Annotated in this window: 20 protein-coding genes; 2 read left to right on the top strand and 18 right to left on the bottom strand. The window is 69.6% G+C overall.

Translation table 11 applies throughout. From position 1 onward, the window contains the following. The 3 genes from arc to ACRDPS_RS18525 all read right to left on the bottom strand — a co-directional run. Positions 1–1,676: proteasome ATPase (gene arc, locus ACRDPS_RS18535; protein WP_431503137.1), on the bottom strand; the 1,676-nt coding region annotated here is incomplete at its 3' end. Between the two features lie 203 nt (positions 1,677–1,879). Then, positions 1,880–2,884 carry a tRNA (adenine-N1)-methyltransferase gene (locus ACRDPS_RS18530; RefSeq protein WP_431503136.1) on the bottom strand — a complete coding sequence of 335 codons (1,005 nt, stop codon included), beginning with the start codon at positions 2,882–2,884 and terminating at the stop codon, positions 1,880–1,882. Between the two features lie 84 nt (positions 2,885–2,968). After that, complete coding sequence (locus tag ACRDPS_RS18525; RefSeq protein WP_431503135.1) at positions 2,969–4,138, bottom strand: site-2 protease family protein; 1,170 nt, start codon at positions 4,136–4,138, stop codon at positions 2,969–2,971. A 64-nt stretch (positions 4,139–4,202) separates the two neighbouring features. Between ACRDPS_RS18525 and ACRDPS_RS18520 the strand changes: the two genes are divergently transcribed. Together ACRDPS_RS18520 and ACRDPS_RS18515 are read left to right on the top strand one after the other, a co-directional pair. Then, on the top strand, positions 4,203–5,108 hold the full coding sequence (locus ACRDPS_RS18520) for a RecB family exonuclease (protein WP_431503134.1): 906 nt from the start codon (positions 4,203–4,205) through the stop codon (positions 5,106–5,108). 92 nt (positions 5,109–5,200) lie between these two features. Beyond that, positions 5,201–7,462, top strand: coding sequence for an acyltransferase family protein (locus tag ACRDPS_RS18515; protein ID WP_431503133.1), 2,262 nt, complete (start codon positions 5,201–5,203; stop codon positions 7,460–7,462). Positions 7,463–7,599: 137 nt separating this feature from the next. On the opposite strand, the gene ACRDPS_RS18510 is transcribed toward ACRDPS_RS18515, so the two are convergent. The 15 genes from ACRDPS_RS18510 to carA form a co-directional block, all read right to left on the bottom strand. Beyond that, positions 7,600–8,607 carry a DNA polymerase domain-containing protein gene (locus tag ACRDPS_RS18510; RefSeq protein WP_431503132.1) on the bottom strand — a complete coding sequence of 336 codons (1,008 nt, stop codon included), beginning with the start codon at positions 8,605–8,607 and terminating at the stop codon, positions 7,600–7,602. A 53-nt stretch (positions 8,608–8,660) separates the two neighbouring features. Further along, positions 8,661–10,118 (bottom strand): RsmB/NOP family class I SAM-dependent RNA methyltransferase, encoded by a 1,458-nt coding sequence (locus ACRDPS_RS18505; protein WP_431503131.1) that lies wholly within the window; start codon positions 10,116–10,118, stop codon positions 8,661–8,663. An 82-nt stretch (positions 10,119–10,200) separates the two neighbouring features. Next, the gene (gene fmt / locus ACRDPS_RS18500; RefSeq protein WP_431503130.1) at positions 10,201–11,121 is read right to left on the bottom strand and encodes a methionyl-tRNA formyltransferase; all 921 of its coding nucleotides are present in this window, start codon (positions 11,119–11,121) and stop codon (positions 10,201–10,203) included. Positions 11,122–11,149: 28 nt separating this feature from the next. Then, on the bottom strand, positions 11,150–11,695 hold the full coding sequence (def, locus tag ACRDPS_RS18495; protein WP_431503129.1) for a peptide deformylase: 546 nt from the start codon (positions 11,693–11,695) through the stop codon (positions 11,150–11,152). A 52-nt stretch (positions 11,696–11,747) separates the two neighbouring features. Further along, a complete protein-coding gene (locus ACRDPS_RS18490; RefSeq protein ID WP_431503128.1) occupies positions 11,748–13,844 on the bottom strand; it encodes a primosomal protein N' in 2,097 nt (698 codons plus the stop codon). A gap of 113 nt (positions 13,845–13,957) precedes the next feature. After that, a complete protein-coding gene (gene metK, locus ACRDPS_RS18485; protein ID WP_431503127.1) occupies positions 13,958–15,157 on the bottom strand; it encodes a methionine adenosyltransferase in 1,200 nt (399 codons plus the stop codon). 169 nt (positions 15,158–15,326) lie between these two features. Beyond that, positions 15,327–16,529, bottom strand: a complete 1,203-nt coding sequence (gene coaBC, locus ACRDPS_RS18480; RefSeq protein WP_431503126.1) for a bifunctional phosphopantothenoylcysteine decarboxylase/phosphopantothenate--cysteine ligase CoaBC — start codon at positions 16,527–16,529, stop codon at positions 15,327–15,329. A 69-nt stretch (positions 16,530–16,598) separates the two neighbouring features. Continuing rightward, on the bottom strand, positions 16,599–16,910 hold the full coding sequence (gene rpoZ / locus ACRDPS_RS18475) for a DNA-directed RNA polymerase subunit omega (RefSeq protein ID WP_431503125.1): 312 nt from the start codon (positions 16,908–16,910) through the stop codon (positions 16,599–16,601). 7 nt (positions 16,911–16,917) lie between these two features. After that, entirely contained in the window at positions 16,918–17,553 is a 636-nt protein-coding gene (gene gmk, locus ACRDPS_RS18470; RefSeq protein WP_431503124.1) for a guanylate kinase, read from the bottom strand. Then, positions 17,550–17,870: an integration host factor, actinobacterial type gene (gene mihF, locus ACRDPS_RS18465; RefSeq protein ID WP_431503123.1), complete on the bottom strand. Its 321-nt coding sequence runs from the start codon at positions 17,868–17,870 to the stop codon at positions 17,550–17,552. The genes gmk and mihF overlap by 4 nt, the downstream gene beginning before the upstream one ends. A gap of 166 nt (positions 17,871–18,036) precedes the next feature. Continuing rightward, positions 18,037–18,486: a hypothetical protein gene (locus tag ACRDPS_RS18460; protein WP_431503122.1), complete on the bottom strand. Its 450-nt coding sequence runs from the start codon at positions 18,484–18,486 to the stop codon at positions 18,037–18,039. A gap of 166 nt (positions 18,487–18,652) precedes the next feature. After that, entirely contained in the window at positions 18,653–19,519 is an 867-nt protein-coding gene (gene pyrF, locus ACRDPS_RS18455) for an orotidine-5'-phosphate decarboxylase (protein ID WP_431503121.1), read from the bottom strand. Further along, positions 19,516–20,556, bottom strand: a complete 1,041-nt coding sequence (locus tag ACRDPS_RS18450) for a quinone-dependent dihydroorotate dehydrogenase (RefSeq protein ID WP_431503120.1) — start codon at positions 20,554–20,556, stop codon at positions 19,516–19,518. The genes pyrF and ACRDPS_RS18450 overlap by 4 nt, the downstream gene beginning before the upstream one ends. A 79-nt stretch (positions 20,557–20,635) precedes the next feature. Continuing rightward, positions 20,636–23,971 (bottom strand): carbamoyl-phosphate synthase large subunit, encoded by a 3,336-nt coding sequence (carB, locus tag ACRDPS_RS18445; RefSeq protein WP_431503119.1) that lies wholly within the window; start codon positions 23,969–23,971, stop codon positions 20,636–20,638. Between the two features lies 1 nt (position 23,972). Continuing rightward, on the bottom strand, positions 23,973–25,139 hold the full coding sequence (gene carA, locus ACRDPS_RS18440) for a glutamine-hydrolyzing carbamoyl-phosphate synthase small subunit (RefSeq protein ID WP_431503118.1): 1,167 nt from the start codon (positions 25,137–25,139) through the stop codon (positions 23,973–23,975). Positions 25,140–25,284: the final 145 nt, after the last annotated feature.

The raw sequence follows: 25,284 nt of genomic DNA, 5'->3' as shown, positions 1-25,284 counted from the left end.
ACGATCCGCTCGCCCTTCTTGCCGGAGATGCGGGCCCAGTCGTCGGGGTTGGTGGTGTTGGGGAGGTCCTCGTTCTCCTTGAACTCGTCCACGCAGGCCTGGAGCAGGTGCTGCACCCGCAGGCCCTTCTGGGCTGAGTCCTCGCCGGAGTCGAGGAACGACTTGATGGCCATCTTCTTCGCCCGGTCGACGATGTTCTGGATCATCGCGCCGGAGTTGAAGTCCTTGAAGTAGAGGATCTCCTTGTCACCGTTGGCGTAGGTGACCTCCAGGAAGCGGTTCTCCTCGGACTCGGTGTACATCCGCTCGACGGTCGTGCGGATGAGCTCGTCGACGGTCGCCTGCTTGTCACCGTTGAACTCGGACACGTCGGTCGGGTGCAGCGGCAGGTCGGGGACGAGGTACTTCGAGAAGATGTCACGAGCACCCTCGGCGTCGGGACGCTCGATCTTGATCTTCACGTCCAGCCGGCCCGGGCGGAGGATCGCCGGGTCGATCATGTCCTCACGGTTGGAGGCACCGATGACCAGCACGTTCTCCAGAGCCTCGACGCCGTCGATCTCGGAGAGGAGCTGCGGGACGATGGTGTTCTCGACATCGGAGGAGACACCGGTGCCACGCGTACGGAACAGCGAGTCCATCTCGTCGAAGAAGACGATCACCGGGGTGCCGGCCGCGGCCTTCTCACGGGCACGCTGGAAGACCAGGCGAATGTGCCGCTCGGTCTCGCCGACGTACTTGTTGAGGAGCTCGGGGCCCTTGATGTTGAGGAAGTAGGACTTGCCGTCCGCTCCCGTCTTCGCGGCGACCTTCTTCGCCAGGCTGTTGGCGACGGCCTTGGCGATCAGCGTCTTGCCGCAGCCCGGAGGACCGTAGAGCAGGACGCCCTTGGGCGGCTTGAGCTGGTGCTCGATGAAGAGGTTCGGGTAGAGGTAGGGCAGCTCGACCGCGTCCTGGATCTGCTCGATCTGTCCAACGAGGCCTCCGATCGACTCGTAGGAGATGTCGGGCACCTCCTCGAGGACGAGCTCCTCGACCTCGGACTTGGGCACCTTCTCGTACACATAACCGCTGCGAGGCTCGAGCAGCAGCGAGTCGCCGGCGCGGATGGAGTCCTGCAGCAGGGGCTCCGCGAGGCGTACGACCCGTTCCTCGTCGGCGTTGGCGATCACCAGGGCGCGCTCACCGTCGGCGAGCAGCTCCTTGAACATCACCACCTCGCCGACCTTCTCGAACTCCATCGAGGCGACGACGTTGAGCGCCTCGTTGAGCATGACCTCCTGGCCATAGCGCAGCTCGTCGAGGTCGACGTTGGGCGATGCGGTCACCCGGAGCTTGCGCCCACCGGTGAAGACATCGATCGAGTCGTCCTCGTTGCGCTCGATGAAGGTGCCGAAGCCTGCTGGCGGCTGTGCCAGCCGGTCGACCTCCTCCTTGAGCTTGATGATCTGGTCGCGGGCCTCTCGAAGGGTCCCGGTGAGCCGCTCGTTCTGCGACGTCACACCGGCCAGGGAGCGCTGCGCATCAGCGAGCCGCGCCTCCAGGCCACGCGAAGATCCAGGCATCTCGGTCAGTCTGTGCCGCAGGTCGGTCACCTCGGCTTCGAGGAAACGGACATGGCTCTCGAGCTCCTCGGGGCTGCGCTCCTCGGAATGGAATCCATCGGATGTCGACATCAGCACACCTCCTCTGCTTCTTCGACCCTACAAGGGTGAGGGGCAGGAGCGAGAGAGGATTTCGCGGTGTTGGACACTATTCGGCCGACTTGGCCATGTTCGTGTCGACCCGTGGCACGGTACGCATAGCGGGACCAAACGGCCGGAGCGGGTCGCTCCTCAGCGGCTGGTGGTGTCTCGACCCGCTTCGCAGGTTCGCAAGCTCACCCGCTGCGCTCGCTCGACCCCTTCGCGTTGCCACCCTGCTCGTCCCTCGCAGGGTCGGCAGGCTCAGGCATGTCGGCCGGACGCGGACCCTTGTAGTCAGGTCCGTACGCACCGGGGGAAGGTCGGCGCGTCTTGCGAGGTGCGCGTTCGCCGGGTGCCAGCCGGCGGGAGGTGACCAGGAAGGCGGTGTGGCCGATCATCTTGTGGCCGGGCCGGACCGCGAGGCCCTCGACGTGCCAGTCCCGCACCAGTGTCTCCCACGCCTGCGGTTCGGCGAACCCGCCGTGCGCGCGGAGGGTCTCGACGAAGCGGGACAGCTGGGTGGTGGTCGCGACGTAGGCGCAGACGATGCCGCCGGGGTAGAGCGCGTCGGCGGCCGCGTCGACACACTCCCACGGCGCGAGCATGTCGAGGATCAGCCGGTCGCAGCGGATCTGCTGACGCGGCAGCTCCTCCTGGAGGTCCCCCAGGTTGAGCGACCAGCTCGGGTGGGACTCCCCCACCGGCGTACCGAAGAACTGGTCGACGTTCTTCCGCGCGACCTCGGCGAACTCCTCGCGGCGCTCGAAGGAGGTGACCCTCCCGAACGGGCCGACGGCGCGGAGCAGCGAGCAGGTGAGCGCACCCGAGCCGACTCCGGCCTCGACGACGCTGGCGCCGGGGAAGATGTCGGCCATGGCGACGATCTGGGCGGCGTCCTTGGGATAGACCACGGCGGCGCCACGCGGCATGGAGACGACGAACTCGCTCAGCAGCGGGCGGAAGACCAGATACTCGCCACCCGTGGACGCGGTGACGGTGAAGCCCTCCTCGCGACCGATCAGCTCATCGTGGTCGATGTGGCCCTTGTTGGAGAAGAAGCGCTTGCCGGCGACGAGCTCGAAGTTGTGGCGGCGACCCTTGGTATCGGTCAGCCGCACCCACTCGCTCTCACGCAGCGGCCCGCGGTGTACGCCCGCTCGGGCCTCGGCCGGAATGTCTGGGATATCAGCGCTTGACACCCGCCGAGGCTACCCGCTGGGCCGTCCATCCCGGCAAACCGCGACCGCGGGCTCAGGCGGGCCAGGGCTCAGGCAGGCGCCGGCTCAGGCACCGGCGCGGAAGGCGGCGTCCACGTCGGAGGTGACCAGGACACCGAAGATCGAGCCGTCGGACTCGACCAGGAGGTACTCGGGTGCCGGGGTCTTCGAGATCGCCTGGATCAGGGCCTCGCCGCCGATGTCGGCCGGGAGCGTGAGCCCGTCCTCGAGCCGTCGCGTGACCGTCGAGGTGGCCATCCACGGGCGGCGGTCCTCCGGGGTCGCCAGCAGCGCGCCCTCATGCACGAGGCCGATCGGCTCACCACCGCTCGTCACCGTGACGATGCTGCCGGCCTCGGCGTCCTGGGCGCGGCGTACGGCCTCGGCGAGGGGGAGGTCGGCGGGCACCGCGAGGGTGCGACGGGCGAGGTCGCGGGCGACGAGGAGCGGGAGCCGGAGGCGTACCTTCGCCGACATGATCGCGGCCGAGGCACCGCTCCAGAGGAAGACGCCGATGATCACCGCGAGGATGTAGTCCATCAGGTCCGGCTCGTTGCCCAGGACCTGACCCTGGATGAAGGGCCACAGCAGCACCGCGACCGCGAGCACCCGGCCGGCCCAGCCGGCGACGATGTTGCCGCGGTTGATGTTGCCGGTGGCGCTCCACACGCCCGCCTTGAGCAGCCTGCCACCGTCGAGAGGCAGGCCCGGGACGAGGTTGAGCACGCCGACGAAGAGGTTGGTGACCCACAGGCCGGTGACGATCAGCCCGATCAGGCCGTCGGGGGTGAGGAACGAGACGCCGAAGGCGGCCGCGGCGACGGCGAGCGAGACCAGCGGTCCGACGACCGCGATCCAGAACTCGTCACGCGGCCGCTTCGCCTCGCTCTCCACGGCGGTCGCGCCGCCGAGGAAGTGGAGCATGATCGCGCCCACGGGATAGCCCAGGCGCTTGGCGACGACTGCGTGGGCCGCCTCGTGCAGCAGCACCGCGCCGTAGAGGACGATCGCGAACACGAAGCCCGCGACGTACCTCAACCAGCCCAGACCCGGCTCCACGACCTCGATCTGAGGTCCCATGATCCACGCGATCAGCGCCGCGATCAGGAACCAGGACGGGGTCACCAGGACCTCGCTGCCCGCGATGGACCCGACCTTGATCGTGCCCGGGACGCGGGATGTGGGCGCCTCTTCGACCGGCTTGTCGCCGTCGCGGCGTGGGTCAGGGTCTACCACGGTCCGAGCGTACTTGAGCGGCGGTTGCCGAGCGTTGTCGGTGCCTACGAATAGTGTCGTGGTCATGAGCGAGCCCCAGCGAGTGACCATGAGTACGTCACCCGCCGACGCGCGGTCGACCCCGGTCGACGGCGTCAACGTGCTGGGGTCGCTCTCGCCGAGCCGCGCCAGCGACTTCACCTCGTGCCCGCTCCTCTATCGCTTCCGCACGATCGACCGGCTCCCCGAGCCGCCCTCGGAGGCGGCCGCGCGCGGGACCGTCGTGCACAAGGTGCTGGAGGACCTCTTCGACCTACCCGCTCCCGAGCGCACGCCGCGGCAGGCGAGGTCGATGATCGAGCAGGCTTGGGAGGACGTACGCAGCCTCGACCCGTCGCTGGCGACCCTGTTCAGCGAGGACGCCGCCGGTGACGAGGTCGGCTGGCTGGAGTCGTGCCACCAGGTGCTGCGGCGCTACTTCGACCTGGAGGACCCGCGTCGCCTGGAGCCGGCCGAGCGCGAACACTACGTCGAGACCCTCCTGGACTCGAAGCTGCTGCTGCGCGGCTTCATCGACCGGGTCGACGTCGCCGCCGACGGACGGATCCGCGTGGTCGACTACAAGACCGGGCGCGTCCCCAGCGAGGCGTACGAGGCGAAGGCGCTGTTCCAGCTCAAGTTCTACGCGCTGGTGATCTGGCGCACCCGGGGCGTGGTGCCGGCGATGCTGCAGCTGGTCTACCTCGGCTCGGGCGACATCCTGCGCTATGTGCCCGACGAGGCCGACCTGCTGGCGACCGAGCGCAAGGCCGAGGCGATCTGGCGGGCGATCCGCATCGCCCAGGAGACCGGTGACTGGCAGCCGAACCCGGGGAGGCTGTGCGGCTGGTGCGCGCACAAGCCCCTGTGCCCGGCCTTCGACGGCACTCCTCCCCCGCTGCCCGAGACCGCGGGCCCCGTGGCCGCGGGGGACGACGTGGATCTGGACTAGATGCTCGATGGCGCGCCTACCGGGATCGGCCGGTTACGGAAGTTATCGTCGCGACGAATGTGACGGATGCGCTTGGTTGAGGAGGTGTGCTCGTGGTCATCTCGACAGGCTCGATACAACGCTCGACAAGCTCGACCACCGGGAGCTCGACCACCGGAAGCGCCAACACCTCGCGGCACCGTCCCGACATCCAGGGTCTGCGCGCGATCGCGGTGCTCGCGGTCGTCGCCCTGCACGTCGGGTTCGGCTCGCTGACCGGTGGCTTCGTCGGTGTCGACGTCTTCTTCGCCATCTCGGGCTTCCTGATCACCCAGCAGCTCATGCGTCAGGTGCGTACCGAGGGCCGGGTCAGCCTCCTCGGCTTCTACGCGCGCCGTGCCCGCCGGATCCTGCCCGCGGCCACCGTGGTGCTGCTGGCGACGATCGTCTACGCCGCCTTCTTCCTCGGCTTCGTGCGGACCCGGGAGATCGCACTCGACGCGCTGTGGTCGGCGGCCTTCGCCGCCAACTTCCGGTTCGCGTCGCTGGAGACCGACTACTTCTCCGCCGCGCTGCCGCCATCGCCGCTGCAGCACTTCTGGTCGCTCGCGGTCGAGGAGCAGTTCTACCTGGTGTGGCCGCTGGTGATCCTGGGCTGCCTGTGGGCGATGAGGCGCCGGAGGGCATCCGCCTCGGCGGATGGCGCCGCCAGGTTCGACAACCGAGGGCGTCGGATGCTGATCATCGCCCTCGGCGTCGTCATCGTGGCCTCGCTCGTGGCCTCGGCGGTGCTGACCCGGACCAGCCCGGAGGCGGCGTACTTCTCACCGTTCACCCGCGCCTGGGAGCTCGGCCTGGGTGCGATCGCCGCGATCGCGTTCCACGACGACGGGACCCAGGACGCCACCGCGCGCTGGCGCGCGCAGGTGCTCTCGGTGTTCGGGATGTTCTTCATCGTCTGCGCCTGCCTGCAGTTCAACGACGCGACCCCGTTCCCGGGCACGCCGGCGCTCGTGCCGGTGCTCGGCAGCGTCTTCATCATCGTCGCCGGCACCTTGTGGCACGGGCCGACGGTGGTCGGCCGGCTGCTCTCGGTGCGACCGCTGCAGGTCGTCGGCAACTGGTCCTACTCGCTCTACCTGTGGCACTTCCCGGTGCTGGTCCTCGCCGAGCTGCAGCTGGGCCGCGAGCTGCACTGGTGGGAACAGGTGCTGCTCGTCGCTCTGGCCTTCGGTCTTGCCGGGCTGTCCTACCACTACGTCGAGGAGCCGTTCAGGCGTGGCGCGCTGTGGCGCCGACCGCTGCTCGGCAGGGCAGGATCCTTGGGTCCGGTGGCTCTCTATCCGTTGAGCATCACCCTGGTCGCGGTGACCTGCTTCGGGGCGAACACCTACGCCACCGGCGCCGCCCGTGACGGCTACCAGCCCGCGATCACCCTCGCCGAGGCCGACGCGTCCGCACCCGCCGCGAAGCAGCCAGAGCGTCCCACGTCGAGCGCCGGGCCTCCGGCCGCCACGGCTCCGGAGCCGGACCCGCTGCCCGAGCTCGTGGACGCCTCGATCCTCGCCGCCCGCAAGAACCAGGCGATCCCCACCAACCTCGAGCCCGGGCTCACCAACCTCTCCGACGACGTCGAGACGGTCGGAGAGTGCAACTACTACGCCAACGTCCGCAAGCTCTGCCCCCGTGGCGATGCCGACGGCGAGAAGACGATCATGGTCATCGGCGACTCCCACGCCCGGCACTGGATCCCGGCCGTCGACGAGATCGCCGAGCGCTCGGGATATCGCGCGTACATGCTGGCGATGCCGCAGTGCACCGTCTCGCTGGTCACGCCCGACAAGCTCGACAGCACCGAGCCGATGACCTCCTGCGACGACTTCCACGACTTCATGCTCGCCTCGGTCAAGAAGATCCGTCCCGACCTGCTGCTGATCTCCTCGCGCCCGATCGGCGCCGCCTACCACGACGCCGCCGGCAGGCACACCGACGACGATGGCGTACGCCGCGCCGTCTACCGCGGCTACGAACGGCTGCTGGCGCACGTGAAGCCCGTCGCGAAGCGCACCGTGTGGCTGCGCGACGTACCGGCCATCGAGTTCGACCCGGCCACCTGCCTGAGCAGCAACAAGACGCTCGCGCCGTGCACCTACAAGCCGCTGGAGAGCCAGCAGGAGGGCGCCGACCTGCAGATGCAGGCCGCCAAGTCCGCCCACGTCGAGACCCTCGACCTCGACGACCTGTTCTGTGACAGCGCCGGCATCTGCTCCACCGTCGTCGGCGACGCCATCACCCACCGCGACAACCACCACCTCACCGCGACCTACTCCAAGGAGCTCGGGCGCACCCTGGGTGAGCGGCTCAAGATCTGGTGAATCTCGACAAGCTCGATCACCGGGTGGGGCTTGATCACCGGGTGGGGCTTGATCGCGGGTGGGGCTTGATCGCGGGTGGGGCTCGATCAACGGGTTGGGCTCGGTCCGGGTGGGGCTCGATCGCGGGGCGGGCTCGGTCACCGACTGACGTCGGGCTCGGCGTCGGGCTCGGGTGGAGTCTCGGCGCCGTCGCGCTCGTCACGGTCGGCCCATTCGAGCAGCGGTTCGATCGAGAACGGGTGGTCGTCGATGTCGGCGTGCAGATCACCGATCTCGGCGAACCGCGCCGGCACCGTCCTCATCGTGAAGTCGCGCGGGTCGACGTCGCTGGTCTCGTCCCAGGTGATCGGCGTCGAGACCCGGCCGTCGGCAACACCACGGATGGAGTAGGCGCTCGCGATCGTGTGGTCCCTGGTGTTCTGATTGAAGTCCACGAACAGCTGCGCCGGGTCGCGGTCCTTGCGCCACCAGGCGGTGGTGACCAGCTTCGGTGCCCGGCGTTCGACCTCGCGGGCGAAGGCATGCGCTGCGCGGCGTACATCCGCGAATCCGTGCTCGGCCGGGATCCGCACATAGACGTGCATCCCCGAGCCGCCGCTCGTCTTCGGATAGCCGACCGCGCCGAGCTCGTCGAGGATCTCGCGTACGACCCCGGCCACGGTCTGCACGGTCGAGAAGGGGCACTCGGGGCCGGGATCGAGGTCGATGCGCCACTCGTCGGGCTTCTCGGTGTCCTCGCGGCGACTGTTCCAGGGGTGGAACTCGACCGTGGACATCTGGACCGCCCAGATCACCGCTCCGAGCTCGGTCACGCACAGCTCGTCAGCGGTGCGGCCCCAGCGCGGGAAGTAGAGGCGTACGGTCTCGATCCAGTCGGGCGCCCCCTGGGGCAGCCGCTTCTGGTGCACCTTGGGCCCCGCCAGCCCCTTGGGAAACCTGTGCAGCATGCACGGCCGCTCCCACAGCGCGTTGACGATCCCGGGCCCGACCGCGAGGTAGTACTGCGCCACCTCGAGCTTCGTGGCCCCGGCCCCGCCGTCCTGGGGCGGAAAGTAGACACGGTCAGGGTTGGAGATCCTGATGACGCGATTGCCTGCCCCAGAATCTGGCAGAGTGATCTCCACCGCCGGCGATGACTTGGCCATGTCCGCCAGCGTAGGACATCAGCGGCGTCGTCCGAGCGGCTTCAGCAGGCTGGTCATTCGGGAGTACGCCGCAGCAGCACCATGAACATCGCGTCCGTGCCGTGGCGGTGCGGCCACAGCTGCACGGTCCCCTCGATCGGGCCGGCGCTGTCGGGCACCTGACCGACCACACCACCGATGGGCTCGATCACCACGTCGGAACGGGCCGAGAGCACGCTCTCGACCACGTCCCTGGTCTCGGCCAGCACCGGTGAGCAGGTCGCGTAGAGCACCACGCCGCCCGGACGGGTCAGGTCGATCGCCCGGTCGAGGAGGGAGCGCTGAAGATCGACGAGTGCGTCCAGGTCGGCCGTGCCACGTCGCCACCGCGCCTCCGGGCGGCGCCGGAGCGCGCCCAGGCCGGTGCACGGTGCGTCGACCAGGACGCGGTCGAACGCCGCCTCCTGGAACGGGGGCTGCTTGCCGTCGGCGGCCACGACGCCCGCGGTGCCGGGGACAAGGGGGCCCTGCGAGCGGGCGAAAAATTTCGCCCGCTCACCCGTGGGGTCCCCGGACGCACCGGACGGGTCTCCGTTCGGGCCTCCCTCGACCAGGTTCTGCAGCACCAGCCCGGCGCGGTGCGGCTGCCTCTCGTTGGCCACCAGCCACGCACCGTGCTGCGAGGCCAGGGCAGCCAGCAGCGCCGACTTCCCACCCGGCCCGGCACACAGGTCCAGCCACGTCTCAGACCCCCGGTGGTCGAGCCTGTCCCCGTGGTCGAACTTGTCGAGCGGTGTATCGAGCCTGTCGAGATGACCCGCCAGCGCCAGAGCCACCAGCTGCGAGCCCTCGTCCTGCACTCCCGCACGCCCTTCGGCGACCGCGGCGATCCCGGCCGGCGAGCCCGACCCCAGAGTGACCCCGAACGGCGAGTAGACCGTCGGCGTACCTCCGAGCTCGTCGACGCTCGACCGTCCCGGGCGAGCGACCAGCGTCACCGATGGCGGCACGTTGTCGGCCTCGAGAAGCGCGTCGACCTGATCGCGACCGACCGCCTCGGCGAGCCGCGCGACCACCCAGCGCGGGTGGCTGAAGGCCACGGCGGCCCAGCCGTCGTGGTCATTCTCCCGCGCTGGCGCGACCTCGGCGACCCACTCCTCGAGCGACTTGCGGGTGACCTTGCGAAGCACCGCGTTCACGAACCCCGCCGGCCCCTGTCCGACCTTCGACCGGGCCAGGTCCACGCTCGTCGAGATCGCGGCGTGGTCCGGCACCCGCATCGAAAGCACCTGGTGGGCGCCGAGCCGCAGCACGTCCAGCACCTTGGCCTCGACCTTGGCCAGCGGTCGGTCGATGCAGGCTGCCAGCACCGCGTCGTAGGTCCCCTGCTGCCGCAACGTCCCCGCGGCGAGCTCGGTGGCGAAGGCCGCATCGCGACCCTCCAGCCCGAGCCGGCCGAGCACGTGCGGCAGCACCAGGTTGGCGTACGCCTCGTCGACCCGCACCGCCTTCAGCACCTCGAAGGCGGCCAACCGGGCCGGATCGGTGGGTTTCGTGCTGCCCCGCGGCCCCGGCCGACGCGGCCCCTGCGGCCGACGGTCGTCCCCGTGCCGCCTACCCGAACGTGACACCGGACTCCAGACGTACGCCGCGGGCCCAGTCAGCAGCCGGCATCTCCTTCTTCCCGAACGCCTTGACGCGGCCCAGACGCACCGTCGTCGTGCCGGTGCCGACGAGGACCTCGTTCTTGCGTACGACCAGCTCCGCGGGAGCCACCGCTTCCTCGGCCATCGTGACCGGCCCAACCTTGAACCGCTCGCCGTCGAGCAGCGTCCAGGCGCCCGGCGCCGGGCTGCAGGCGCGGATCTGCCGGTCGATGACCACCGCGCTCCGCGTCCAGTCGATCTGGGCGTCCTCGACGGTGATCTTGTCGGCGTAGGAGACGCCGTCCGTCGGCTGCTCACGCGCCTCGAGCGAACCGTCCTCGATCCCGTCGAGCGTGCGGACCAGCAGCTCGGCACCGCCCTCGGTGAGCTTCTCGAAGAGCGACCCGGACGTCTCGTCCGGCGCCAGCGCCTGGGTCATGGTGCCGAAGACCGGTCCGGCGTCCATCGCCTTCACGATCCGGAACGTGGTGGCACCGGAGATCTCCTCGCCGGCCCAGACCGCGCGCTGCACCGGGGCGGCACCCCGGTAGGCCGGCAGGAGCGAGAAGTGCAGGTTGACCCAGCCGTGCCGCGGGATGTCCAACGCGGACTGCGGGAGCATCGCCCCGTAGGCGACCACCGGACAGCAGTCGGCCTCCAGCGCCTTCAGAGCGGCCTGGAACTCGGGCTCGCGTGGATGGTCGGGCTTGAGCACCGGTACGCCCAGCTCCTCGGCCCGCTGAGCGACCGGCGACGGCACCAGCCGCTTGCTTCGGCCCTGGGCAGCATCGGGACGCGTGACGACGCCGACGAGCTCGTGGCCCGACTCGGCGATCGCGTTCAGCGACGGCACCGCGACCTCGGGGGTGCCCGCGAACACACAGCGCATCAGCTGTCCTCGTTTCGCTCGCGGGTCATCAGAACCCGAACCCGTTCGTCGCGTGCGGCGAGATCTTCACCCTCGGCTTCTCCAGGCCGAACCACTCGGCCTCGCGGATCTCCTTCATCGCGGCCTTGCGCGCGGCCTCGTCGAGACGGTCGATGAACAAGATGCCGTCGAGGTGGTCGGTCTCGTGCTGGATCGCGCGGGCGAGCAGCTCGGAGCCCTCGATCGTGACCGGCTCGCCGTGCATGTCGAATCCTCTGGCGACCACGGACAGCGCGCGGCGGCAGTCATAGGTGATGTCGGGCAGCGAGAGACAGCCCTCGTCACCGTCCTGGATCTCCTCCGACAGCGTGAGATCGGGGTTGATCAGGTGGCCGACCTCGCCGTCGACGTTCCAGGTGAAGACCCGCAGGCTGACCCCGATCTGCGGTGCGGCCAGGCCCGCGCCGGGTGCCTCGAGCATCGTGTCGGTCAGATCGGCAACGAGCTTGTGGAGCTCCTTGTCGAAGTCGACGACCTCGATCGCCGGCTTGCGCAGCACGGGATCGCCGAAAAGTCGGATGGACTGGACTGCCACTGTTCTCCTAGGTGGTCGAGCTTGTCAGGCCACTTTACGCGGAAGGCGACCGCTACAGACTCGGAGGATCCACCTGGATCCGCACCGGGTCGAGCTTGCGGGCCGAGCGCACCCGCTGCAGCTCCCCCAGCGCCTCGGTCAGCTTGGTGCCGAGTGAGCGCGGCACACGTACGACGGCGCGCAGCCGAGGCTCCCCGGCAGACGTCGGATCGGCGGGCACCGGCCCGAGGACCTCGCCCCCGGGCGGCAGCGCGAGCAGGGTGAGCGCGTCATCGAGGGCGCCCGGCGTGGCGGTGATGGTCGCCAGCCGCGAGGCCGGCGGAAGGTGGGCCTCCTGACGAGCCGACGCCTCCCGGCGAGCGAACCCGGGCTGGTCCCACCGCACCAGCGCCTGGAGCACGGAGAGGGCCGGGTCGCCCACGACCAGCACCCGTCCACCGGGCCGCACGATTCCCGCGGCGTTGCTCCAGCGCCGCAGCGCCTCCTCGTCGGTACGCAGGTCCGGCCGCCCCAGCAACAACCAGGTGTCGAGCAGCAGCACCGCGGTGTAGCCGCTTGCGGTGTCTGGACGACCTGGTGCCGGTGAGACCACCGGCTCGGCGCCGATGGTCGCGACCACGATCGCCGGCGCGTCCGGGACGGTCTGCTTGACCGCGCCCGCCGACGAGGTCATCACCCGCACCCCGGGGAAGGAGCGTCCCATCTCCTCGGCCGTACGCGCCTCGCCGATGATCGGCGCCCGCAACCCGAAGCCCCCGCAGGCGCCGCAGGCCCACGCCGCCTCGACGTGAGCACACCAGCCGCACGTCGGAGGTGACGCCGGTCCGACCAGCTGCAGCGGGCCCTGGCAGGCGGTGCACCTCGCGGGCGTACGGCACCTGTCGCAGGCCAGCGAGGCGGCGTAGCCGCGGCGCGGGGTCTGCAGCAGGACCGGTCCGTCGGCCAGCGCGGCGCGGATGACCTCGTGGGCCTCACGGGGCACCCGGGAGGCGCGGGTGAGCGGGTCCTTCTCGAGGTCGAAGTCGGTGTCGCCGGTGATCTCGATGCTCACCCGCTCGCGTGCCAGCGCTCGGGTCGGCCGGATCTCCTGCGCCCAGCCCGTCTCCGCGAGGAACGCGGCCTCGACCGTACGCGCGAAGCCGCCCACGAGCGCCGCGGTCCTCTCCTCCTCGGCCCTCAGCAGCAGTACGTCGCGCGCGTGCGGATAGGGCGAACGCTGCTCGGCGAGCAGATCGTCGCCGTCGTCCCAGACGACCACGAGCCCGAGGTCGTGCACCGGCGCGAACGCCGCCGCCCGGGTGCCGATGGCCACCTTCACCGCACCCCGCGAGACTCGCAGGAACTCCCGGTAGCGCTGCGCCGGACCGGCGTCGGCGGCCAGCACCGCATGCTGCCCCTCCCCCAGCACCTTCGTCATCGCGCCGTCGAGCCGGGCGAGGTCCTTCCAGTCCGGCACGACGACCAGCGCGCCACGCCCCGAGGCCAGGGTCGCCGCGACTGCCTGGGCGATCAGGTCCGCATGGTCGGTGCCGGCGGCGGCGTGCCAGACCGCCCGCGGGGCGCCTCCCGAGGCCAGGTGTCGAAGGAACGCTGCCGCCGGCTCATGACCGGCCCACGCCTCGTCCGCGGCCGCGGCGTCGAACGGCAGGCCAGCCGGAGCCACCGGGGTCGCCACCTTCTCGGTCGACGCGTGCCGCGGTGGCACCGCGAGACGGAGGACGTCGGCGCGTGCGCCCGCGTAGCGCCGGGCGACCGACGCGCTCAGCGCCGCGACGGCCGGGGTGAGCACGACCTCGGAGCTGACCACCCGCTTGAGCGGCTGCAGCCTCGAGTGCTCGGAGGCCTCTGCCCGCGCCACGACGAAGCCGTCCACGTCCTTGGCGCCGAACCGTACCTTCACCCGCACCCCGGGCAGCGCCTCGGTGGCCATCGAGGCCGGGACCGCGTAGTCGAAGGGGCGGTCCAGGTGAGCCATCGGCAGGTCCACCAGCACCTTCGCGACCGGATCGACGTCGGTGATCTCCGCCTCCGCCGACTTCCGCGCGCGGGTCGCGGCGGCCTTCGCACGGCCCTCCTTGACCCGGTCGCGGACCAGCCCGGGCAGCTCCAGCTCGGCCGCCCCGGCTGCCTCGTTCGGTCCCCGGCTCACAACCGACATTCCTACCAGCCCGCGCCGACAGAACGCCGAGTCGGCTCGTCCTGACCCAAAACCGAGCCGAGTCGGCGCGTCAGAACGCGCCGACTCGGCAAAGGGGTTGTGTATCAGGCGCCTGCGGCCGCCTTGAGGGCGTCGGCGCGGTCGGTCCGCTCCCAGGTGAACTCGGGAAGCTCGCGACCGAAGTGACCGTACGCGGCGGTCTTGGCGTAGATCGGGCGGAGCAGGTCGAGATCGCGCAGGATCGCGGCCGGGCGGAGGTCGAAGACCTCCAGGACGGCCTTCTGGATGTTGGCCTCCGGCACCGTGTGGGTGCCGAAGGTCTCCACGAACACGCCGACGGGCTGAGCCTTGCCGATGGCGTAGGCGACCTGAACCTCGGCGCGGCGGGCAAGGCCCGCGGCGACGATGTTCTTGGCCACCCAGCGCATGGCGTACGCAGCCGACCGGTCGACCTTCGACGGGTCCTTGCCCGAGAAGGCGCCGCCGCCGTGGCGAGCCATGCCGCCGTAGGTGTCGACGATGATCTTGCGGCCGGTCAGACCGGCGTCACCCATCGGGCCACCGACCACGAAGCGGCCGGTCGGGTTGATGTGCAGCTTGTAGCCGTCGAAGGGAACCGACGACTTGAACTGCTCGAGCACCGGCTCGATGACGTACTTCTTGATGTCGGCGTGCAGCTGCTCCTGGGTCGTCTCCTCGGAGTGCTGCGTCGAGAGGACGACGGTGTCGACGCGTACCGCCTTCTGCTCGTCGTCGTACTCCACGGTGACCTGGGTCTTGCCGTCGGGGCGCAGATAGTCGAGCGTGCCGTCCTTGCGGACCGCGGTCAGCTTCTCCGCCAGGGTCTGCGCCATCTTGATGGGCAGCGGGAAGAGCTCGGGCGTGTCGTCGCAGGCGTAGCCGAACATCAGGCCCTGGTCGCCCGCGCCCTGCAGGTCGAGCTCGTCGATCGAGCTGTCCAGCCGGTGCTCCTCGGCGGTGTCGACGCCCTGGGCGATGTCCTGGCTCTGGGCGCCGATGGCGACCTGCACACCGCAGGAGTGCCCGTCGAAGCCCTTGAGCGAGGAGTCGTAGCCGATGTCCAGGATCTTCTGGCGCACGAGCTGCGCCACCGGCGCGTAGGCGTCGGTGGTCACCTCGCCGGCGACGACGACCAGGCCCGTGGTGAGCAGGGTCTCGACAGCCACCCGGCTCTTGGGGTCGTGCTCGATCAGGTAGTCGAGCACGGTGTCGCTGATCTGGTCGGCGATCTTGTCCGGGTGCCCCTCGGTCACCGACTCCGACGTGAAGAGACGTCCGGTCACGTGTAACTCCGTTTCACAGATTCATGTGGGTGTTCAGGTCGAGATGCGTCTGTCGTTCTGGTCGACCAACATAGACCCCGAATCCCAGGACCGCAGTGCTCGTCCTCATCGTGGCGCATGGCGTGTCGTCCGTTCGTGCTTTGTTCATCGAGGCGTAAGGCCCCGAGCCCTACCGTTCGCCGAGTCTTGCGACGACCTGGTCCCAGATCACCTCGGCAAGGGCGGACTTCGCCCCCTCCTGCACATCTACGTGGCCGCCGTCCGCGTTCAGGATGACGGCCTTGTTGACCTCGCTGCCGAAGACCGCGCCACCACTGACGTCGTTGACGACGAGCAGGTCGCAGCCCTTCCGCTTCAGCTTCGCCGCGGCCAGGTCGAGCACCGAGCCCGTCGCGTCACCCGTCTCGGCCGCGAATCCGACCACCACCTGACCCGGCTGGACCCGGTGGTGGGAGATCTCGGCCAGGATGTCGGGGTTCTGCATCAGCTCGATCGTCGGCGCCGAGCCGTCGGCGGCCTTCTTGATCTTCGCCTCGCTCACCCCGGTCGGCCGGAAGTCGGCCGGAGCGGCGGCCATGACCACCGCGTCCGCACCGGCGGCCGCCGAGACGACGGCATCGCGCAGCTCAGCGGTGGTGCCGACATTTACGACCTTCAGGCCGGCCGGGTCCGGCAGGGCGACGTTGGCGGCGACCAGGGTCACCTCGGCGCCACGGGCGGCCGCCGCGCGAGCGATGGCGTAGCCCTGGAGGCCCGAGGAGCGGTTGCCGAGGAAGCGGACCGGGTCGAGGTATTCACGGGTGCCGCCGGCGGAGACGACGACATGACGGCCGCTCAGGTCCGTACGTCCCCCGTGCGCGAGCACGGCCCGGCACAGCTCGAAGATCTCGGCCGGCTCCGGCAGCCGCCCCTTGCCGGTGTCCTTGCCGGTCAGCCGGCCCTCGGCGGGCTCGATCACGATGTTCCCGCGCTCGCGCAGCGTCGCCACGTTGGCCTGCGTAGCGGGGTGCTCCCACATCTCGGTGTGCATCGCCGGGGCGAGCACGACCGGGCAGCGGGCGGTGAGAAGTACGTTGCTCAGCAGGTCGTCGGCGAGGCCGTGGGCCGCGCGGGCGAGCGTGTTGGCGGTCGCGGGCGCGACCACCACCAGGTCTGCCTGCTGCCCGATCCGCACGTGCGGGACCTCGGTGATGTTCTCGAAGACGCCGGTGGCGATCTCCTTGCCGGACAGCGCCGCCCAGGTGGGAGCGCCGACGAACTCGAGGGCAGAGGCCGTGGGAACCACGGTCACGTCATGGCCGGACTCGGTGAACCGGCGCAGCAGCTCGGCGGCCTTGTAGGCGGCGATGCCGCCGGCGACCCCTAGGACCACGCGCGGCCGCTGCTCGTCGTGAGCAGCGGCCGGGATGGAGCTGTTGGTGGACAGCGAACTGACCTGGAATCAGGCTTCGGCGGGCGCGTCGGCGGCCGCCGCCTGGGCGGCGAGCTCGGCCGGGTCGATGTCCTCGCAGGTCAGCAGGTCCTCGTTGATCTCGCGCAGCGCGATCGAGAGGGGCTTCTCCTGGACATGCGTGTCGACCAGGGGGCCGACGTACTCCAGCAGGCCTTCGCCGAGCTGGGAGTAGTAGGCGTTGATCTGGCGAGCCCGCTGGGCGCTGTAGAGAACCAGCTTGTACTTGCTGTCGGTCTTTGTCAGCAGGTCGTCGATCGAGGGGTTGGTCACGCCCTGGGCGTCGATCTGAGGGGCAGCCACGTGAGCCTCACTTGTCGGCTTGGTCGGATTTCTTGCTCGGGAGCCCGAGCGTCATCAAGGTTACCAACTCATCGGCTGCCTGATGAACTTCGTGGTTCACGATCGTGACATCGAACTCCCTTTCCGCGGCCAGCTCGACGCGTGCGGTCTCCAGCCGGCGCTCCCGCTCGGCCTCGGACTCGGTGCCGCGACCGACCAGGCGGCGTACGAGCTCTTCCCAGGTCGGCGGCGCGAGAAACACGAAGATCGCCTCTGGCATGGTCTCGCGCACGAGCCGGGCGCCCTGCAGGTCGATCTCGAGCATCGCGGGACGACCCTCGGCCAGCGCCTTCTCGACGGGGCCACGCGGCGTGCCGTAGCGAGCCAGGTTGTGGACCGTGGCCCACTCCAGCAGCTCGCCGTCGGCGACCATCGCGTCGAACTCCTCGTCGGAGACGAACAGGTAGTGCTTCCCGTGGACCTCGCCCTCGCGAGGCTTCCGGGTCGTCGCCGAGACGGACAAGAAGACCTCGGGGTGGTCGTCGCGGACCGCCGCGGAGACGGTGCCCTTGCCGACCGCGGTCGGGCCGGCCAGGACGACGAGCCTCTTCTCCCGGCCCTCGCCGTTGCCGGCCGTGGTCTTCTCGTCCGCCATCAGACTCATCGTCGAGCGAACTCCTCGACCAACGCGACCACCTGCTTGGGGCCGAGCCCCTGCACACGGCGGCTCATCGCGATGCCGAGACGCTCCATCATCTGGGTCGCCCGCACCTCGCCGAGGCCGGGGTGGGAGGTCAGCAGGTCGATCACCTTCATCTTGCCGACAACCTCGTTGCGCTTGCCCTCCTCGATGACCTCGAGGACGGACATGCCGCCAGTGCGAACCTTGTTCTTGACAGCAGCCCGCTCCTGGCGCGAGGCCGCGGCTTTGGCGAGCGCGGCAGCGCGCTGTTCAGGGGTGATGTCCGGAGGCAGAGCCACGAAGACTCCCTTTCACGATCAATTGTGTAGGTCAACAGGGCAACCGGGTCGCGCGGCAACTGGGATCGTGCCCCCCGGCTGTGCGCCGTAAGTAAGCGCTCGCGCCAATCTAGCCATTACGTTGCCGGGGCGGCAATCGGGGCTGCCGATCTGATGCACAGCAGGTTCACAAAGTGAGCGAGGTATGGCAGACATCGCGGGCCTGCTGCTGGACGCGTACGGAGGCCTCCTGCGTCTTCTTGCTGCTCACCTTCGTGGCCGCCTCGGCGATCTTCTCCTGTTCGGCGTCGGTGACGCCCTCGGGCGCTCTGCCGCCCTCGAACTCCTCGGCGCTGACCCCGGCCTCGTCGAGAGCCGCGCTGAGCCCCGAGACGGCGCCGGTGAGCGTCTTCCAGTCCTTCGCGATGTCGTCGGGCGCGTCGCGCTCGAGGTCCTCGAAGACCGGCAGCGCGGCGATCAGACCACCGGTGCCGCCCTCCCCCAGGGTCTTCGTCAGCTCCTCCTGGTGACCCTTCAGGGACTCGCAGTAGTCGTCGATCGGGTCACCGCACGAGCTCAGGCCAGTGGCGAGGATCGGGACGGCGAGGAGCTGGGCGGCCAGCCGGATGCTGATCATCCGGTCAGTGTGCCAGCCCGCGATGGCGGGCCGTGCGATAGGGCCGGGGCCACCAGGGTGTGCGATAGCGCGATGGACTGTTGTCAGCGCCGAAAAGGTACGACGGGACGTTCTTGTCGGTCTACCGACTGGTAACCGACAAGAACGTCCCGTCGTATCTCGAACGTCAGGCGAGCTCGTCGCGCAGCCGCAGTGCCTCGTCGCGCAGCGCTGTCGCGCTCGGGCCCTTCCTCAGCAGGCCGCGGCTGGTGCTGGCGACGACGTTGGCGTTGGCGGTGCCGAAGATGCGGACGAGGTCGCCCGGGGTGCCGCCCTGCTCACCGAAGCCCGGCGCCAGGATGGGACCATTGATCTCGAAGCGATGCCCTGAGCCTGTCGAAGGATCGTACGCCACGCCGGGACCGTCCGCGCCCTGCTCTCCTACGCCCTGGATCGTCGCACCTACGACCGCGCCGAAGGACCCCAGCGGCGTCTCGTCCTCGTTGAGCCGGCGCAGGTGGTCGAGCATGACCCGGCCGATGCTGCGGCCGTCCTCGACCGTCGCGTGCTGCACCTCCGGGCCCTCCTTGTTGGAGGTCAGCGCGAGCACGAACAGCCCGGCGTCGTGCTTCTCCGCGGTCTCGACGAATGGCGTCAGCGACCCGAAGCCGAGGTAGGGGCTCACGGTCACCGCGTCGGAGCCGAGCGGGCTGGACGGATCGAGGTAGGCGTCGGCGTACGCCTGGCTGGTCGAGCCGATGTCGCCGCGCTTGATGTCGAGGAGGACCAGCGCGCCGGCCGCCTTCGACTCCGCGATGACCCGCTCCAGCACCGCGACGCCGCGCGACCCGAAGCGCTCGTAGAAGGCGCTCTGCGGCTTGACGACGGGGACGTACGGCGCCAGTCCCTCGACCGCGGTCAGCGCGAATCTCTCCAGGCCGTCGATGTCGTCGTTCAGGCCCCAGTCGAGGAGCAGCGAGGCGTGCGGGTCGATCCCCGCGCAGAGCCTTCCGCGCTCGGCGAGAGCAGCGGCGTAGCGGGCACCGAAGGTCATCGGGCGGCGCCTTTCGCGATCCGGCGGGCGTAGAGCGGGCCGTCGTAGATGAACCCGGTGTAGCCCTGGAGGAGGTCTGCGCCGGCCTCCAGCCGCTCACGGGCGTCCTCGACCGTCGCGATGCCGCCGACACCGACGAGGGCCATCGTCTCCCCGACACGCCCACGGAGCAGCCTGAGGACGTCGAGCGCGCGCGCCTTGAGCGGCGGACCCGAGAGCCCACCGGCGCCGGCCGCGGTGATCTCGGCGGGGGCGGAGACGAGGGCCTCGCGGCCGATCGTGGTGTTGGTCGCGATGATCCCGTCCAGGCCGATCGCGTTGGCCAGGTCGGCGACCTCGACCACGTCGGAGTCGACGAGGTCGGGGGCGATCTTGACCAGGAGCGGGACCCGGTGCTTGGTGACCTGGTCGGCGATCGAGCGGACGTGCTCCAGCAGCGGCTGCAGCTTCTCGACCGACTGCAGGCTGCGCAGGCCGGGCGTGTTGGGGCTGCTCACGTTCACGACCAGGTAGTCGGCGTAGGGGGCCAGCAGACGGGCCGACTTGGCGTAGTCGGCCTCGACGGCTGCCTGGTCGTCCTCGGGGATGACCTTCGTCTTGCCGATGTTGATGCCGAGGACCGGGCCACCGGTGGCGGTGCCACGTCGCTCCAGGCGGCTCGCCAGCCGGGCGGCGACGGCCTCGGCGCCCTCGTTGTTGAAGCCCATCCGGTTGATGACGGCACGGTCGGCGGGCAGCCGGAAGAGCCGCGGCGCCGGGTTGCCCGGCTGTGCCTCACCGGTGACCGTGCCGATCTCCACATGACCGAAGCCGAGCCCGCCGAGCGCGTCGATCCCGACCGCGTTCTTGTCGAAACCAGCGGCCAGCCCGATCACGTTGGGGAAGGTGAGCCCCATCGCGTGCACGGGAGATCCGGGCGTACGTGCCTTGGACAGCGCCGGGCCCGCTGCGCGGATCGCGGCGAAGGCCTGGAGATGGGCACGCTCCGGGTCGGTCCTGGTGAGGACCTTGTCGAACAGCGTCCGGTATGGCCTCATGCCGCCACCTCCGTCGAGGAGGAGCGAGGATACGGACCCAGCGGCATCTTGTCCTGATCGTTCGCTCGCTCGCGCTCGCTCACCGGGCCGTCACCCCGCCGTCGTGGTGGCCGACGACGTCGCGCCACTCCTGCAGGCTGCGTACGTCGATCTCGCCGCGTCGCAGCGCCTCGATGCCCTGCACGGCGGCACCCAGGCCCTGGACGGTGGTGATGCAGGCGATGTTGGCCATCACCGCGGCGGTCCGGATCTCGTAGCCGTCCATCCGGGCCGACTTCGCGTTGGAGGTGCCGTTGGGCGTGTTGATGACCAGGTCGACCTCGCCGTCCAGGATCCGCTCGACCGTGGTCTTCTCGCCGTCGGGTCCGGTGCCCTCGGAGTGCTTGCGCATCAGCCGTGAGGGCACGCCGTTGCGGCGCAGCACCTCGGCGGTGCCCTCGGTAGCGAAGATCTCGAAGCCGTGGTCGGCGAGCACCTTGATCGGGAAGATCATGGTGCGCTTGTCGCGATTGGCCATGGAGACGAAGATCCGGCCCGAGGTCGGCAGCGGGCCGAAGGCGCCGGCCTGGCTCTTGGCGAAGGCGCGGCCGAAGTCGGAGTCGAGGCCCATCACCTCGCCGGTCGACTTCATCTCCGGGCCGAGCACGGTGTCGACCTGCTGGCCCTCGGGCGTGCGGAACCGGTTGAACGGCATGACCGCTTCCTTGACCGCGATCGGCTGGTTCGGCGGCAGCGCTCCCCCGTCGCCGGTCGTGGGAAGCACGCCGGCCGTACGCAGCTCAGCGATCGACTCGCCGAGCATCACCCGGGCCGCGGCCTTGGCGAGCGGGGTCGCGGTGGCCTTGGAGACGAACGGGACGGTGCGGGACGCACGTGGGTTGGCTTCGATCACATAGAGGACATCGGAGCCGAGGGCATATTGGATGTTGAGCAGGCCGCGTACGCCCACGCCATCGGCGATCGCGCGGGTGGCGACGCGGATGCGCTCGACCTCGGCGGCACCGAGGGTGATCGGCGGCAGTGCGCAGGAGGAGTCCCCGGAGTGGATCCCGGCCTCCTCGATGTGCTCCATGACGCCGCCCAGGAAGAGCTCGTCGCCGTCGAAGAGGGCGTCGACGTCGATCTCGACCGCGTCGTCGACGAACTTGTCGACCATCACCGGCTTGTCGGGGGTGACCTCTGTGGCGGCCTCGATGTAGGAGCGCAGCGCCTCGTCGTCATAGACGATCTGCATGCCACGGCCGCCGAGGACGTAGGAGGGGCGCACCAGGACCGGGTAGCCGATCTCGGCGGCGATCTCGCGGGCCTCGTTGAACGTGGTCGCCATCCCGTGCTTGGGCGCGACCAGGCCGGCCTCGGCGAGCACGCGGCCGAAGGCGCCACGCTCCTCGGCGAGGTGGATGGCCTCGGGGCTGGTGCCCACGATCGGCACGCCGTTGTCCTTGAGCGCCTGCGCGAGGCCGAGCGGGGTCTGGCCACCGAGCTGGCAGATGACACCGACCACCGGGCCGGCCTCCTGCTCGGCGTGCACGATCTCGAGCACGTCCTCCAGGGTGAGCGGCTCGAAGTAGAGCCGGTCGGAGGTGTCGTAGTCGGTGCTCACCGTCTCCGGGTTGCAGTTGACCATGACGGTCTCGTAGCCGGCCTCGCTCAGCGCGAGGGAGGCGTGCACGCAGGAGTAGTCGAACTCGATCCCCTGCCCGATCCGGTTGGGCCCGGAGCCGAGGATGAGCACCGCCGGCTTCTCCCGCGGCGCGACCTCGGACTCCTCGTCGTAGGAGGAGTAGTGATAGGGCGTACGTGCCTCGAACTCGGCCGCGCAGGTGTCGACCGTCTTGAAGACCGGGCGGATCCCGAGCGCGTGGCGGACGCCGCGTACGACGTCTGCGGTCATCCCGCGCATCTTGCCGAGCTGGACGTCGGAGAAGCCGTGGCGCTTGGCGAAGCGGAGCACGTCGGGGGTGAGCTCGGGCGCCTCGATGACCTCCTGAGCGATCTCGTTGACCAGGAAGAGCTGGTCGATGAACCAGGGGTCGATCTTGGTGCTCTCGAAGATCTCCTCCGGCGTCGAGCCGGAGCGGATCGCGTCCATGACCCGCTTGAGCCTGCCGTCGGTGGGGACCTTGATCTCCTCGAGCAGCGCCGGCTTGTCGAGCTCGATGACCTCCTGGGTCCAGTCGAAGACCGCGTCGGGCTTCTCCAGCGAGCGCAGCGCCTTCTGCAGCGCCTCGGTGAAGCTGCGGCCGATCGCCATCGCCTCGCCGACGCTCTTCATGTGCGTGGTCAGGGCCGTGTCGGCGCCTGGGAACTTCTCGAAAGCGAAGCGCGGGACCTTGACCACGACGTAGTCGAGGGTCGGCTCGAACGACGCGGCGGTGGAGCCGTTGGGCCCGGCGGTGATGTCGTTCTCGATCTCGTCGAGGGTGTAGCCGATCGCGACCTTGGCGGCGATCTTGGCGATCGGGTAGCCGGTCGCCTTGGAGGCCAGCGCCGAGGAGCGCGAGACGCGGGGGTTCATCTCGATGACGATGATCCGGCCGTCTTGCGGGTTCACCGCATACTGGATGTTGCAGCCGCCGGTGTCCACGCCGACCGCGCGAATGATGCCGATCGCGAGGTCGCGGAGCTGCTGGTACTCCCGGTCGGTCAGCGTCATCGCCGGGGCGACGGTGATCGAGTCGCCGGTGTGCACGCCCATCGGGTCGAGGTTCTCGATCGAGCAGACGATGACCGAGTTGTCCTTGCGGTCGCGCATGACCTCGAGCTCGTACTCCTTCCAGCCGAGGATCGACTCCTCCAGGAGCACCTCGGTGGTCGGGCTCGCGGCCAGGCCGGCACCGCCGAGACGCCGCAGGTCGGTCTCGTCGAACGCGAAGCCAGAGCCCGAGCCGCCCATGGTGAAGCTCGGCCGGATCACCACGGGGTAGCCGAGCTCCTCGGCGCCGGCGACCAGGTCGTCGATCGTGTGGCAGATGACCGACTTCGCGCTCTCGCCGCCGAGCTCGGCGACGATCTTCTTGAACTCCTCGCGGTTCTCACCGCGCTGGATGGCGTCGATGCTCGCGCCGATCAGCTCGACGTCGTACTTCTCCAGGATCCCGCGCTCGTCCAGCGCCACCGCGCAGTTGAGCGCGGTCTGGCCACCGAGGGTCGCCAGCAGCGCGTCGGGGCGCTCCTTGGCGATCACCTTCTCGACGAACTCCGGGGTGATCGGCTCGACGTAGGTCGCGTCGGCGAACTCCGGGTCGGTCATGATCGTGGCCGGGTTGGAGTTGACCAGGACGACCCGGATCCCCTCCTCGCGCAGCACGCGGCAGGCCTGGGTGCCGGAGTAGTCGAACTCGCACGCCTGGCCGATGACGATCGGGCCGGAGCCGATCACGAGCACGGACTTGATGTCCTCGCGCTTGGGCATCTCAGACCTCCTTCGCCATCAGGCTGTGTTCCATGAGCTGGGTGAACCGGTCGAAGAGGTAGGCGGCGTCGTGCGGGCCGGCCGCTGCCTCCGGGTGATATTGGACCGAGAAGCCCTTGAGCTTCCCTGTCTCGGCGTCCTTGAGCTCGAGGCCCTCGACGCAGTCGTCGTTGAGGTTGACGTGGGAGACGGCGGCGATGCCATAGGGGGTCTTCGTCTCTTCGCCGATCGGGGCATCGACGGCGAAGCCGTGGTTGTGGGCGGTCACCTCGACCTTGCGGGTGGTCAGGTCCATGACCGGCTGGTTGATGCCACGGTGGCCGTACTTGAGCTTGTACGTCCCGAAGCCGAGCGCGCGGCCGAAGAGCTGGTTGCCGAAGCAGATGCCGAAGTAGGGGATGTTCTCGGCCAGTACCGCCTGGAGCAGCTCCACCTGGCCGGTGGTCGCCGCCGGGTCGCCGGGACCGTTGGAGTAGAAGAGCCCGTCCGGCCCTCCGGACTCGGCACCGACGGCGAGGACGTCCTCGAGGGTCGCCGTCGCGGGGAGGACGTGCACCTCGATCCCGCGCTCGGCCATCCGCTCGGGGGTCATCTCCTTGATGCCCAGGTCGAGGGCGGCGACGGTGAACCGCTTCTCGCCCTTCGCGGGGACGACGTACGTCTCGGCGGTGCTGACCGCCTCGGAGAGGTTGGCACCGCTCATCTCGGCGGAGGCGAGCACCTTCTTCAGGAGCGCCGCCGGGTCGGTGTCGATCGTCGAGATCCCGACGCGCATCGCGCCGCGCTCGCGCAGGTGGCGGGTCAGGGCGCGGGTGTCGATGCCCGCGATGCCGACCACGGACTGGTCGCGAAGGTCGTCGTCGAGGGTGCGCTGGGCGCGCCAGCTCGAGGAGACCCGGGCGGGGTCGCGTACGACATATCCGGCGACCCAGATCCGCCGCGACTCCGGGTCCTCGTCGTTCACGCCGGTGTTGCCGACGTGCGGCGAGGTCATCACGACGACCTGCTGGTGGTAGCTCGGGTCGGTCAGGGTCTCCTGGTAGCCCGTCATACCGGTGGAGAACACCGCCTCGCCGAAGGTCTCACCCTCGGCTCCGAACGACTCCCCTCGAAATGATCGACCATCTTCGAGTACGAGGAGTGCTTCTTTGTGGGCATGCAGCGGCACGCCGTACCTCCTTCTCCGCCTCACAGGACGGTGCTTAAAGGATGTCGGTCAGTTGCTGGTGACAGTATCAAGCAGATGCCGCTCGGCGGCAGTTGGCGCGCTCCGTGGACAGTGACGTTGGTCAAACGACGTGGGAGTCCGGGAG

Source organism: Nocardioides sp. (assembly GCF_050699375.1).
Classification (GTDB): Bacteria; Actinomycetota; Actinomycetes; order Propionibacteriales; family Nocardioidaceae; genus Nocardioides.
The sequence above is the reverse complement of the archived record's forward strand: the minus strand, read 5'-3'. Positions and strand labels throughout refer to the sequence as shown.